This is a genomic window from Streptomyces sp. NPDC026515, assembly GCF_055567595.1.
The window spans coordinates 1-12,464 of the sequence record NZ_JBVHQD010000047.1 but is presented as its reverse complement, the minus strand read 5'-3'; the positions used below and the strand labels follow the sequence as shown (position 1 = coordinate 12,464).

Here is a 12,464-nt window from a genome sequence, read left to right as displayed (position 1 = left end):
TCGTCGAACGCGGCGGTGATCGCCTTCCTGCGGGAGTACGAGGACGACCTCGTCCTGTGTGTGCACAACTTCTCCCGGTTCGCCCAGCCCACCGAACTCGATCTGCGGGCCTACGACGGCCGGCACCCGGTGGAGCTGATCGGCGGGGTGCGGTTCCCGGCCATCGGCGAGCTGCCGTACCTGCTGACCCTGGCCGGGCACGGCTTCTACTGGTTCCGGCTCCCCCGAGTCGCCTCCTCCGTCGGCCGTCGGCGCTGAGCGTGCGGAGCCGAGGAAAGGACGCGTCACCATGACGAAGACCGTTGACCTCCCCCGGGACACGGCGGCCACCGGCCTCGATCTGCCGCTGGCCTCGCTGGGCGGGCTGCTGCGCGACTGGCTGCCCCGGCAGCGCTGGTTCGCGGGCAAGGACCGGCCCGTCACGGATCTCTCCGTACTCTCCCTGACCGAACTCTTCCCGGGCTGTCTGCATCTGCTCGTGCACGCCGACCACTCCCCCGGCGGGGACGGCGCCCCTTCCGGCGACTGCTACCAGCTCCTGCTCGGCGTGCGCGAACACCGCACGCCCCGGCTGGAGCGGGCGTACATCGGCCGCGCCGAGGAGGGGCCGCTGGCCGGACTCGCCGTGTACGACGCCCTGCACGACCCCCGCGCCGCCGAACTGCTGCTGGAGCGGCTGCGGATGCCCGGCACGGTCGGCCCACTGCGTTTCGAGACCGCCCCGCGGACCCGAATACCTGGTGGACTCACGCCCAGGCTGCTGGCCGCTGAGCAGTCCAACTCCTCACTCGTGTACGGCGATTCCTACATTCTCAAGGTGTTCCGGCGGATCCAGCCCGGCATCAACCCGGATCTGGAGGTGCCCGGGGCGCTGGCCGCACAGGGCTGTGCCCGGGTGCCCGCGCCGGTGGCCTGGTTCGGCACCAGCGAGCCGAGCCCGGCGACCCTCGGGGTACTGCAGCCCTTCCTGCCGGACGCGGCCGACGGCTGGACCCTCGCCCTGCGCGCGCTCGCGGCCGGGGACGACTTCGCCACCGAGGCGCACGAACTGGGCCGGGCCACCGCGGACGTGCATCTCGCGCTTGCCGCCGCCTTCCCGTCCGCCGTCCACGACGAACACGGACCGACCGCGCAGGCCATGTCGGTGCGGCTTCAGGAGGCCGCGCACGCGGTGCCGGCGCTGCGGCCCTACGTGCCGGGGCTGCGGGGCGCCTTCGACGCGCTCGCCAGCTGCGACGCGGGACCGCACACGCAGCGGATCCACGGCGACCTGCATCTCGGGCAGGTGCTGCGGGCGGACCGCGAGTGGTTCGTCATCGACTTCGAGGGCGAGCCGTCCCGGCCGCTCGCGGAGCGGCGCAGCACTCAGTCGCCGGTGCGGGACGTGGCCGGCATGCTGCGGTCCTTCGACTACGCGGCCCGGCAGCGAAGGCCCTGGCGCCCGGAGTGGGCCCGCCGCTGCCGGGAGGCCTACTGCGCGGGCTACGCTGCCCGGGCCGGCTGGGACCCGCGGAAGAAGCACGCGTTGCTGCGCGCCCACGAGACGGACCGCGCGGTGTACGAAGTGGTGTACGAAGCCCGGCACCGGCCGGCCTGGCTTCCGGTTCCGATGGCCGCGATCGAGCGGCTCGCCCGCTGGGGAGGCTGACCTCATGGCCCTGCGCGACTCCTTGCTGCCCGAGCCCTCCGGCCCGTCCCGTGCGTCGGCGCCGCCGCTGGACGCCGCCGACCGGGGGCGCCTGCTGGCGGGCGCCCACCATGATCCGCACGCTCTGCTCGGCGCCCACCCGGTGGACGGCGGCGGCATCCTCGTCCGCGCGCTGCGCCCGCACGCCCGGTCGGTGAGCGTGCTCGTCGACGGGGTGCGCAGCCCCCTGGCGCCGGAGGACGACGGGTTCTTCGCGGCCGTACTCCACTGCGCCGAACTCCCCGCGTACACGCTGCTCGTCACATACGGCGACGGCGACGAGCTGGAGGTGGACGACCCGTACCGCTTCCCGCCCGCGCTCGGTGAGTTCGACCTGCATCTGATCCGTGAGGGGCGGCACGAGCAGCTGTGGAAGGCGCTCGGTGCCGAGCCGATGACCCATCAGGGGGTGACCGGCACCCGGTTCACGGTGTGGGCTCCGAACGCCCAGGGCGTGCGGGTGACCGGGGACTTCACGTGCTGGGACGGCACGCAGTACCCGATGCGTTCGCTGGGCGCGGCCGGGGTCTGGGAGCTGTTCCTGCCGGGCGTCGGCGAGGGCGCGCGGTACAAGTTCGAGATCACCTCCCGGTACGGCGGCCGGTTCCTCAAGTCCGACCCGATGGCGCGCCGTACCGAGGTGCCGCCGGCGACCGCGTCGGTCGTGGCCGTCTCCCGCCACGAGTGGAGCGACGCCCAGTGGATGGCGCACCGGGGCGACACGCCGGTGCACGAGGCTCCGTTCTCGGTGTACGAGGTGCACCTGCCGTCCTGGCGCCCGGGCCTGACCTACCGTGACCTGGCCGAGCAACTCCCCGCGTACGTGGGTGACCTGGGTTTCACCCACGTCGAGTTCATGCCGGTCGCCGAGCACCCCTTCGGCGGATCCTGGGGCTACCAGGTCACCGGCTTCTACGCGCCGACCTCGCGGCTCGGCACCCCCGACGACTTCAAGCACCTGATCGACGCCCTGCACCGGGCCGGGATCGGCGTGATCATGGACTGGGTACCGGCCCACTTCCCGAAGGACGACTGGGCGCTGGCCCGCTTCGACGGGGACCCGCTGTACGAGCCCGGGGACGAGCGGCGGGCCGAGCATCCGGACTGGGGGACCTACGAGTTCGACCTGGGCCGGGTGGAGGTCCGCAACTTCCTGGTCGCCAACGCGGTGTACTGGTGCGAGGAGTTCCACATCGACGGGCTGCGGGTGGACGCGGTCGCCTCGATGCTCTACCTCGACTACTCGCGGGACTCCGGGCAGTGGACGCCGAACGTGTTCGGCGGGCGTGAGGACCTGGCCGCGGTGGCCTTCCTCCAGGAGATGAACGCGACCGTGTACCGGCGGGCGCCGGGTGTGGTGACCATCGCCGAGGAGTCCACCGCGTGGGACGGGGTGACCCGGCCGACCGACAGCGGCGGGCTGGGGTTCGGGCTGAAGTGGAACATGGGCTGGATGCACGACTCGCTGGAGTACATCCAGCACGAGCCGGTCCACCGCAAATACCACCACGACGAGATGACCTTCTCGATGGTGTACGCGTACAGCGAGAACTACGTGCTGCCCATCTCGCACGACGAAGTCGTGCACGGGAAGCAGGCCCTGGTGTCCAAGATGCCCGGGGACTGGTGGCAGCAACGCGCCAATCACCGCGCCTATCTGGGCTTCATGTGGGCCCATCCCGGCAAACAGCTGCTCTTCATGGGGCAGGAGTTCGCCCAGGGCGGCGAGTGGTCGGAGGCCGACGGCCCCGACTGGTGGCTGCTGGACCCGGAGTACGGCGCCGAGGCCGATCACCGGGGTGTCCGGGATCTGGTCCGCGATCTCAATTCCGTGTACCGCACGCACCCCGCGCTGTGGCAGCGGGACACCGATCCGGCGGGCTTCCAGTGGGTCGTGGGGGACGCCGCCGAGGAGAACGTCTTCGCCTTCCTGAGGTTCGACGCCGAGGCCCGGCCGCTGCTGGCGGTGTCCAACCTCTCCCCGGTGGTCCGTCCCGACTACCGGCTGAGCGTGCCCGGGAGCGCCGTCGTCTGGCGCGAGATCCTCAACACCGACAGCGCGCGGTACGGCGGCGGGGACGTCGTCAGCCGGGGACCGCTGCTGGCCGACGAGGGCGCTGTGCGGCTCACGCTGCCGCCGCTCGGCACGGTGTGGCTGGAGCCTGTCGTCCCGTAGGCCGCCGAGGACGCCGGCACGTGTCCGGGCGGCCGGGCCGGGGCAGTTCGGGGTGAAAGACCCCGCCGCGCCCGGTCGCGGCCCGGCCGGAGGGCGGTCCTCGGTGCTGCGTACCGTCGGAGTGGAGGAAGAACTTCTGCTGGTGCACCCGGACAGCGGGGAGCCGATGCCCCAGTCGGCGGCCGTCCTGGACCGTGCCGCGCTGGACGATCCCGGACAGGCCGTCTTCCAGAAGGAACTGTTCGGCCAGATGCTGGAGCTGGCCACCAGTCCGCAGCGGCACATGGCGGACCTCGGCGCCGAGATCGCCCGCTGCCGCAAGGAGGCGGCCCGGCTCGCCGGGGAGATCGGCTGCGCGGTGGCGGCGCTCGCCACCTGCCCGCTGCCGGTCACGCCCGCGCTCAGCGCGCATGAGCGGTACCGGTGGATGGCCGGGCGGTACGGCAGCGCCACGCTCGACCAGTTCGTGTGCGGCTGCCATGTGCACGTGTCGGTGGAGTCCGACGAGGAGGGTGTCGCCGTCCTGGACCGGCTGCGGCCGTGGCTCCCGGTGCTGCGCGCGCTGAGCGCCAACTCGCCGTTCTGGCAGGGCCGGGACTCCGGTTACGCCAGTTTCCGCGGCCGGCTCTGGGCGCGCGGTCCGTCAGCGGGGCCCACCGAGCTGTTCGGCTCTGCGGACGGGTACCGGCGCCGGGTCGCGGACATGGTGGCCAGCGGGGTCATCCTCGACGCGGGGATGGTGTACTTCGACGCCCGGCTCGCCGTGCACTACCCGACGGTGGAGATCCGGGTGGCGGACGTGTGCCTGCGGGCGGACACCACCGTCCTCGTGGCGACCCTGGCCCGGGCCCTGGTCGAGACGGCCGCCCGCGACTGGCGGGCCGGCCGGCCACCGCTCGACCACAGTGTGAGCATGCTGCGGCTGGCTTCCTGGCAGGCCGCCCGCTCCGGCCTGGACCAGGAGCTGCTCGATCCGGCGACCATGCGGCCCCGGCCGGCCGCCGAGGTGGTGGGCACGCTGTTGGCGTACACCGCGGACGCGCTCGCCGGCAGCGGTGACACGAGCGGTGTCGAGGAGGCCGTGGCACAGCTGCTCTCCAGGGGTACCGGAGCCGGTGAGCAGCGATCGCTGCTGGAGCGCACGGGGAGCCTGCGGGACGTCGTCGTCGAGTGCGTGCGCCGTACCCAGGGCTGACCTCTGGTCATCCCTTCTGTCATCGGTGGGAAACGAGTTGACCGTTCCTGACACGGGCCGCCCTCCCCTGGGCTAGATTCGACCCGCTCGACAACAGTACCGATCGGGAGGGTCACCCTCCGTACAACCTGGAGCAGCGCATGCGCGACTACGCCCTCGCTCCGACTACCGCTTCGACCCTGACCGGCGGGCTCGCCGACAGCATCTTCGAGACGGCGGACCGGAACCCGACCCTGCCGGTGCTGGCGCGCCGGCCCGATGCCGCCGCCGCGGGTTGGGAGGAGATCACCGCGGTCGAACTCCGTGACGAAGTGGTCGATCTCGCCAAGGGATTGATCGCGTCGGGCATCTCGCCCGGTCACCGGGTGGCCGTGATGGCGCGGACCCGCTACGAGTGGACGGTGTTCTGTCTGGCGCTGTGGTCGGTGGGCGCGGAGGTGGTGCCGATCCATCCGACCTCCGCCCGGGACCAGGTCGAGTGGATCCTGCGGGACGCCCGGTGTGTGGCCGTGGTGGTCGAGGACGAGCTGGCGGTGATGACCGTCGGCACGGTGTGCCAGGGCCTGCCCGGTCTCAAGCACGTCTGGCAGCTGGACGCGGGGGCGGTGCCCGACCTGGTGCAGCGGGGCGTGTTCGTCCCGCTGACCACGGTGGAGTCGCTGCGGCGGATCGTGATGCCGGACTCCACGGCGGCGATCACCTACACCTCCGGCACCTCGGGCCGTCCGCTGGGCTGCGCGCTGAGCCACCGCGGTCTGGCGTACCCGCCCGACATCCTGCTCGCGGGCTGGGGGCACACCGCCGCCCTCCCGGGCGAACAGGCCTCCGTTCTCGCCTACCTGCCGTTCTCGCACGTGTACGGCCTGATGGTGATGGTGATGTGCCTGCGCGGCGGGTTCCTGATGGGCCACGAGCCGGAGATGACGGAGAACGCGCTGGCGTCGGCGCTGCGCAGCTTCCGGCCGACCTATCTGTACGCCGTCCCCTCGGTCCTGGAGAAGCTCTACAAGACCTTCCTGCGCACCGCCCACCAGCACGGCAGGGGCGCCCTGTTCGAGCGCGCCGTGGACACCGCGCGGGACTTCGCCACCGCCCAGGAACGGCAGCGGCTGGCAACCGGCGCGGGCCCGGGGTTCGACCTGCGGCTCCAACACGCCCTGTACGAACGGACGGTGTACCGCAAGCTGCGGTCCGTGTTGGGTGGGCGGGTGCTGCGGGCCACCTCCGGCGGGTCGTCGCTCAGCCGTGAACTCACCCTGTTCTACGAAGGCATCGGCATTCCCGTGCACGACGGCTACGGGCTGACCGAGTCCAGCGGCGGGATCACCATGCAGCCGCTGGGCCGCGAGAAGTCCGGCACGGTGGGCCAGGCACTGCCCGGCACCCAGATCCAGGTCGCCGACGACGGCGAGATCCTGGTGCGCGGCCCGTCCGTGTTCCAGGGGTACGTGGGTGACGACTACACGACCCGGGCCGCGCTGCGCGGGGGCTGGCTCGCCACCGGCGACATCGGACGGCTCGACCCCGAGGGCTATCTGACCATCACCGGCCGCAAGAAGGACATCATCATCACCAGCAGCGGCAAGAGCGTGGCCCCGGCCCCGCTGGAGCAGCGGCTGCGGATGCATCCGCTGGTGCACCAGGCCGTGGTCGTCGGCGACGACCGGCCCTGCGTGGGTGCGCTGATCACCCTGGACCCGGACTTCCTGACGCACTGGCGCGGCGCGCTGGCGCTGCCGGGCGACCCGCCCGGCCGGGAGTCGCGCGAGGAGAACGCGCTGCGCGAGGAGATCGCCCGGGCCATCGCGTCCGCCAACAGCACGGTGTCCCGCTCCGAGTCGATCCGGGTCTACCGGGTGCTCCAGGAACCGTTCGCCCCGGGCAACGGCATGCTCACGCCGTCGATGAAGCTGCGCCGGGACGCCATAGCGCGCCACTACGCGGCCGAGATCGACGCCATGTACCAGGCCCGGTCGCGCGCCGTTCGCCGGCCGGGTTCCACGGAGCCGGCCGACTGGGACGACCCGGACGACGTGTTCCGCTGAGCCGGGCACGCGTATCCGGAGCGGCAGTGGGAACTCGCCGCGAGGGGAGACCCGACACAGAAGACGGCCCTGATCCCCGAGGGCCGGGAGAGACGACATGGCGACCGGGCCACACCGCGACCGCGGACGTTCCGCGGAGGAGACCCTCGAACGGACGGTCTCCTTCCCGGGCGAGCTGCGCAATGTCACCGGTGCCCGGCTGGCCGCGGACGGCTACCTGGCCGCCCTCTCCCGGACATCGCCGCCCACCGCCCCCGAGTACTGGGACGACATCCTGCTGGTGGTGACGGAGCTGGCCGCCAATGTCGTCCAGTACGCGCCGGGGCCCTTCGAGCTGCGGATGCAGCGCACCTACGACGGTGTGCACTTCACCATGCACGACACCAGCCAGGTCCAGCCCGAGCCGCGGCCCTTCCATCCCCGGCACGGCGGCGGCGGTGTCGGCTGGCACCTGCTGCACACCCTGTGCGACCAGGTCAGCGTGGTCGTCACGGAGAGCGGCAAGGACATCCACGTCTTCCTGCCCTGGTGAGCGGCGGGCACCGTCACCCCGGACGGTGCGCGACCACCCCGAACATCGTCACCGACATGTGCAGCGCCCCCCGCTCGGCCGCCTCGGCGAGGTCGGCGTACAGGGTGTCCCGCTGCTGCTCGGTGAGGGCGCCGGTCCGCACGGCGGACTCGCCGAGCATGCGGATCAGCGGCCAGGCGACCGTGCGGTGGTCCTGGAGCAGGGCCTGCGAACCGCGGTCGTCGACCACGAAACCGGCCGCGCTGAGCTGACCGACCAGACGGCGCCCGGAGTAGGGGTTGGCGCCCTGCAGGGCGGCCCCGGTCAACGCGTGCACGACCACCGGATCGCCGGGGTGCAGCAGGGTGGTGCCCCAGTCGGTGTCCAGCAGGGCCACCCGGCCGCCGGGACGCAGCACCCGGGCGATCTCGGCGACGGCCCGGTCGGGGTCGGAGATGTGCTGGAGCACCCGCTCGCACCACACCAGGTCCATCGAGCCGTCCGGCACCGGCAGTGCGGCCGCCTCGCCGTGCACGAAACGGACCCGGCTGCCCGGGGACCGCTCCTCGGCGACCGCACGCAGACTCGGGTTGGGCTCGACGCCGATCGCGACGCCTTGCGGGCCCAGCGCGACGGCCAGGGTCCGGGTCTGCGAGCCGGTGCCGGAGCCGACGTCGAGGAGCCGTTCACCGGGCCGTACCGCCAGCGCCTCCTCGGCCCAGGCACGCAGCCGCCGTACGCCGGGATTGGCGTCCTGGGAGTCCAGGGCGCCGACCAGCGGGGCCACGCGGTCGGGGTCGATGTGCCGCTGCTGGAAGCCCGTTCCGGGCTGGGTCTGCGCCATGGCGGGCACTCTACTGGCGTACGTGATCGCCGTGGACGACCTTGTACCGGACAGCGGTCCGGCGCATATCCGTGCGACAGCCGGTTACTCCTCTTGATCGAGGGCATGCTGGAGCCCACGCGTTCGTCTGCCTGCTCCGCCCGGCTGGCGCGACGGCGTCGGGCACGGTGGGATCGAACTGGTGCGAGGCAGGCGTTCCAGGGCAGGCGAACGGCGTGACCCGGGCCCCTGGAGCAACGGAAAGGGATGGACACCGTGACACGACCCAGGATCCTGGTGGTGGGCGCAGGCTTCGCCGGAGTGGGGTGCGTCCGCCGCCTGGAACGGAAACTCGCCCCCGACGAGGCGGACGTCACCCTGGTGGCGCCCTTCGCCTACCAGCTGTATCTGCCGCTGCTGCCGCAGGTCGCCTCCGGGGTCCTGACGCCCCAGTCGATCGCCGTCTCGCTGCGGCGCAGCAAGAAGTACCGCACCAGGATCATCCCGGGCGGGGCGATCGGTGTGGACCTCAGGTCCAAGGTGTGCGTGGTCCGCACCATCACCGACCAACTGGTGAACGAGCGGTACGACTACATCGTGCTGGCCCCGGGCAGCGTCACCCGGACCTTCGACATCCCGGGTCTGACCGAGCACGCCTTCGGCATGAAGACCCTGGCCGAGGCCGCCTATGTGCGCGACCACGTCATCTCCCAGCTCGACCTGGCGGACGCCAGCGACGACCCCGTGGAGCGGGCCGCACGGCTGCAGTTCGTGGTGGTCGGCGGCGGATACGCGGGCACCGAGACCGCGGCCTGCCTGCAGCGGCTCACCCACGCGGCGCTGCACCGCTACCCGAACCTGGACCCGAAGCTGATCAGGTGGCATCTGATCGACATCGCGCCGAAGCTGATGCCCGAGCTGGGAGACAAACTGGGCCGCAGCGCCCAGGAGATCCTGAGCCGCCGGGGCATCGAGATCTCCCTCGGGGTGTCGATCGAGAAGGCGGGTCCCGAGGAGGTCACCTTCACCGACGGCCGGGTGGTCCCCACCCACACCCTGATCTGGACGGCGGGTGTGGTCGCCAGCCCGCTGATCGCCACCCTGGGCGCGGAGACGGTCCGGGGCCGGCTCGCGGTCGACGCCGAGATGACCCTGCCGGGCCACGACGGGGTCTTCGCGCTCGGCGACGCGGCCGCCGTACCGGACAAGGCGAAGGACGAGCCCGGCGCGGTCTGCCCGCCGACCGCGCAGCACGCCATGCGGCAGGGCAAGGTGGTCGCCGACAACGTCATCGCGACACTGCGGGGCCAGGCGCTCCAGCCGTACGTGCACAAGGACCTTGGGCTCGTGGTGGACCTCGGCGGCAAGGACGCGGTCTCCAAGCCGCTGGGCATCGAACTGCGCGGGCTGCCCGCCCAGGCGGTGGCCCGCGGCTACCACTGGTCGGCGCTGCGCACCAACGTGGCCAAGACCCGGGTGGCGACCAACTGGCTGCTGAACGCGGTGGCCGGCGACGATTTCGTACGCACCGGCTTCCAGTCCCGCAAGGCCGCCACGCTCAAGGACTTCGAGTACACGAACTCGTATCTGACCCCGGAGCAGGTCCGGGCCCGTGCCGAGGGCCCCGGCGAAGCCGCGGTCTGACGCCGGGCGCGGCCGGATGAGCACATCGGGGCGGTCGGCGTGGGCGGAGGTCCGCGGGCGGCTCGCGGCGGCCGACCCCGGGCTGCTCCGTTTCACCGCCGGCCTGCGGACGGTCCTCGCCATCGCGCTCACGCTCGCGGTCCTCTCGGCGCTGCGGCTCGACGTGTCCCACCTGGTGGCGGGGGCCATCGCGGCGATGGTCGCCACCTTCGCGATCCGCGAGAAGGCACGGTCCCAGCAAGCGGTCACGCTCGCCCTGGGCCTGCCGGTGGCGCTGGTCTCGATGTCCCTGGGCGCGCTGCTCGACCAGCGGGTCGTCATCGGCGACCTGTTCTTCGTGGCGCTCATCTTCTGCGCGGTCTACAGCCGGCGGTTCGGCGACCGGGGCACCGCACTGGGGCTGATCGGCTTCCAGATCTACTTCGCCTCGCTGTTCGTGCACGCGACCCGGCCCGCGCTGCCGGGCCTGTACGTCGTGATCACCGTCGCCTTCGGCGGCGCGGCCCTGGCACGCTTCGTGCTCGTGCCGCAGACACCGGCGGGCATCCTCGGCCGGCTGCGGCGCGCCTTCCGGGGCCGGTTCGCCCAGCTGGTCGCCGCGCAGGCCGAGTTGCTCGACGCCGGGCCGCAGGAGCTGGACAAGGCGGTGGAGGAGGTCCGGGTCAGGACCGCCCGGCTGCACGAGACGGCGCTGCTGATCCAGGGCCGGCTCCCGGACGGCACCTCCGACGAGGCGGTGGCCCGGCTGGTGCAGCGCCGGATCGCGGACGCCGAGATCGCCGCCGAACGGCTCGGGCTGATGCTGCTCACCGCGCGCAGCGCCCGGCGGGCCGACACCCTCACCCTGCATCTGCCCGGTGTCCACCTGACCTCCGTGGCCCCGCTGCCGGCCCGGGACGAGGCGCTGGAGCAGCTGCGCCTGGACCTGGAGGCGCTACGGCTGCTGGTGCTGCGGTCGGTCGCCCCACGGCCGGGGACCGCGGTGTCCCGGCTGCGCAACCGGCTGCTCGGCTACCGCGAGGAGGAGAACCTGCCGCCCGCCGACCCCGCCGTGCAGGACGTCTTCCGGGGGATCGGCGAGGCCGCCCGGGCGGTCATGGGGCTGCGGATCGCGCTGGACGGGCCGCAGGACGAGTCCGACGACACCCCGGCCACGTCCCGGTCCCGTGAGGAACTGGACGCCGAGGACGCGGCGATCGAGGTGGCCGAGGAGGAGAAGAGCCAGACCGAGGAGGCCTCCGGCCTGCGCCGGCCCACCACGCGGGCGGCGGTGCAGGTGGCCGTCGGTTCGTCGCTGGCCATCGTCGGTGGCGAGTTCCTGTCCGCCCAGCGCTGGTACTGGGCCGTGCTGACCTGCTGGATCGTGTTCCTGAACACGGCGTCCACCGGCGAGATCCTGGTGAAGGGCTACCGGCGGCTACTGGGCACGGTCCTCGGCGTGGTGGCCGGCATCGGGCTGGCGGGACTGGTCGGACACCACACCTGGACGGCGTTCGGGCTGGTGCTGGTGTTCATCTTCGCGATGTTCTACTCGGCGCCGCTGTCGTACACCCTGATGTCGTTCTTCGTGACGGCGATGCTGGGCCTGCTGTACACCCTGCTCAACACCTACAGCCTGGACGTCCTGGTGCTGCGGATCGGGGAGACGGCACTCGGCGCGGTGTGCGGGGTGATCGCGGCGGCGGTGGTGCTGCCGGTGCACACCGACCGACGTACCGACGAGCTGCTGGTCACCACGCTGGACCGGCTGGCCGACGTGACCCGGGCCGCCGCCGACCAGTTGAGCGGGGCGCCGCCGGCCGACCTGGTGGAGAAGGCCCGTGAACTGGACCAGGCGCTGGCCGATCTGCGGGCGGCCGTGCAGCCGTTGACGCATCCGATCACCCCGCTGCGGTCCCGCCGGGACACCGCGCGCTATGTGGTGGCGCTCCTGGAGACGTGCGCCTATCACGCGCGCTCCCTCGCGGCGACAGCCGAGTTGCTGCCCACCCATCCGGCCATCGCGGCGGATCCGCGGCTGCGCGGGGCGGGGCAGCGGATCGTGCACAACATCGAGGCGATCGCCGCCCACGTCGACGGCCGGCGGCCCGGCGGCGAGATCGAGACCGGCCCCAGCATCGCGGCGATGCTGGAGCCGGGCACCCTGCGCGCCCCCCGCTACGGCCGGGTGACCGACCGTGTGCTGCGGCATCTGCAGCGCCTCGACGAGGCGGTGGCGGGCCTGGCCCGGCCCCTGAAGGTGCCGGTCCGGGCGCGCGCCGCCTGAGCGGAGGTCACTGCCTGTCGAGGGCTTCGGCCCGGACGCGGGCGCAGCTGCGGCTGATGAGCCGGGAGACGTGCATCTGGGAGATGCCCAGGGACTCGGCGATCCTGCTCTGGGTCA

The 12,464-nt window shown here is 72.5% G+C and carries 10 protein-coding genes; 8 read left to right on the top strand and 2 right to left on the bottom strand.

What is annotated here, in order from left to right; translation table 11 throughout:
• The 6 genes from ACZ4O3_RS43750 to ACZ4O3_RS43725 form a co-directional block, all read left to right on the top strand.
• Positions 1–258, top strand: a 258-nt coding sequence (locus ACZ4O3_RS43750; RefSeq protein ID WP_467727965.1) for an alpha-glucosidase C-terminal domain-containing protein, incomplete at its 5' end; no start/stop codon positions are given.
• Positions 259–289: 31 nt separating this feature from the next.
• Positions 290–1,648 (top strand): maltokinase N-terminal cap-like domain-containing protein, encoded by a 1,359-nt coding sequence (locus tag ACZ4O3_RS43745; RefSeq protein ID WP_467727964.1) that lies wholly within the window; start codon positions 290–292, stop codon positions 1,646–1,648.
• A 4-nt stretch (positions 1,649–1,652) separates the two neighbouring features.
• Complete coding sequence (glgB, locus tag ACZ4O3_RS43740; RefSeq protein WP_467727963.1) at positions 1,653–3,863, top strand: 1,4-alpha-glucan branching enzyme; 2,211 nt, start codon at positions 1,653–1,655, stop codon at positions 3,861–3,863.
• A 106-nt stretch (positions 3,864–3,969) separates the two neighbouring features.
• On the top strand, positions 3,970–5,058 hold the full coding sequence (locus ACZ4O3_RS43735) for a glutamate--cysteine ligase 2 (RefSeq protein ID WP_362726606.1): 1,089 nt from the start codon (positions 3,970–3,972) through the stop codon (positions 5,056–5,058).
• A 140-nt stretch (positions 5,059–5,198) separates the two neighbouring features.
• Entirely contained in the window at positions 5,199–7,103 is a 1,905-nt protein-coding gene (locus tag ACZ4O3_RS43730; RefSeq protein WP_467727962.1) for an AMP-dependent synthetase/ligase, read from the top strand.
• A 97-nt stretch (positions 7,104–7,200) separates the two neighbouring features.
• Positions 7,201–7,635 (top strand): ATP-binding protein, encoded by a 435-nt coding sequence (locus ACZ4O3_RS43725; RefSeq protein WP_362724970.1) that lies wholly within the window; start codon positions 7,201–7,203, stop codon positions 7,633–7,635.
• Positions 7,636–7,648: 13 nt separating this feature from the next.
• Here ACZ4O3_RS43725 and ACZ4O3_RS43720 read toward each other — a convergent pair whose 3' ends face one another.
• The gene (locus ACZ4O3_RS43720; protein ID WP_467727961.1) at positions 7,649–8,458 is read right to left on the bottom strand and encodes a methyltransferase domain-containing protein; all 810 of its coding nucleotides are present in this window, start codon (positions 8,456–8,458) and stop codon (positions 7,649–7,651) included.
• A 246-nt stretch (positions 8,459–8,704) separates the two neighbouring features.
• Between ACZ4O3_RS43720 and ACZ4O3_RS43715 the strand changes: the two genes are divergently transcribed.
• Both ACZ4O3_RS43715 and ACZ4O3_RS43710 read left to right on the top strand, forming a co-directional pair.
• Complete coding sequence (locus ACZ4O3_RS43715) at positions 8,705–10,081, top strand: NAD(P)/FAD-dependent oxidoreductase (protein ID WP_385003239.1); 1,377 nt, start codon at positions 8,705–8,707, stop codon at positions 10,079–10,081.
• A 16-nt stretch (positions 10,082–10,097) separates the two neighbouring features.
• Complete coding sequence (locus tag ACZ4O3_RS43710) at positions 10,098–12,347, top strand: FUSC family protein (protein WP_467727960.1); 2,250 nt, start codon at positions 10,098–10,100, stop codon at positions 12,345–12,347.
• A gap of 7 nt (positions 12,348–12,354) precedes the next feature.
• Here ACZ4O3_RS43710 and ACZ4O3_RS43705 read toward each other — a convergent pair.
• Positions 12,355–12,464: sigma factor-like helix-turn-helix DNA-binding protein (locus ACZ4O3_RS43705; RefSeq protein ID WP_467727966.1), on the bottom strand; the 110-nt coding region annotated here is incomplete at its 5' end.

What these genes read in the sequence shown, in the direction of transcription:
- ACZ4O3_RS43745 (WP_467727964.1), top strand. Translation starts at nt 290, where the DNA reads ATGACGAAGACCGTTGACCTCCCCCGGGACACGGCGGCCACCGGCCTC.
- glgB (WP_467727963.1), top strand. Translation starts at nt 1,653, where the DNA reads ATGGCCCTGCGCGACTCCTTGCTGCCCGAGCCCTCCGGCCCGTCCCGT.
- ACZ4O3_RS43730 (WP_467727962.1), top strand. Translation starts at nt 5,199, where the DNA reads ATGCGCGACTACGCCCTCGCTCCGACTACCGCTTCGACCCTGACCGGC.
- ACZ4O3_RS43725 (WP_362724970.1), top strand. Translation starts at nt 7,201, where the DNA reads ATGGCGACCGGGCCACACCGCGACCGCGGACGTTCCGCGGAGGAGACC.
- ACZ4O3_RS43720 (WP_467727961.1), bottom strand. Translation starts at nt 8,458, where the DNA reads ATGGCGCAGACCCAGCCCGGAACGGGCTTCCAGCAGCGGCACATCGAC.
- ACZ4O3_RS43715 (WP_385003239.1), top strand. Translation starts at nt 8,705, where the DNA reads ATGGACACCGTGACACGACCCAGGATCCTGGTGGTGGGCGCAGGCTTC.
- ACZ4O3_RS43710 (WP_467727960.1), top strand. Translation starts at nt 10,098, where the DNA reads ATGAGCACATCGGGGCGGTCGGCGTGGGCGGAGGTCCGCGGGCGGCTC.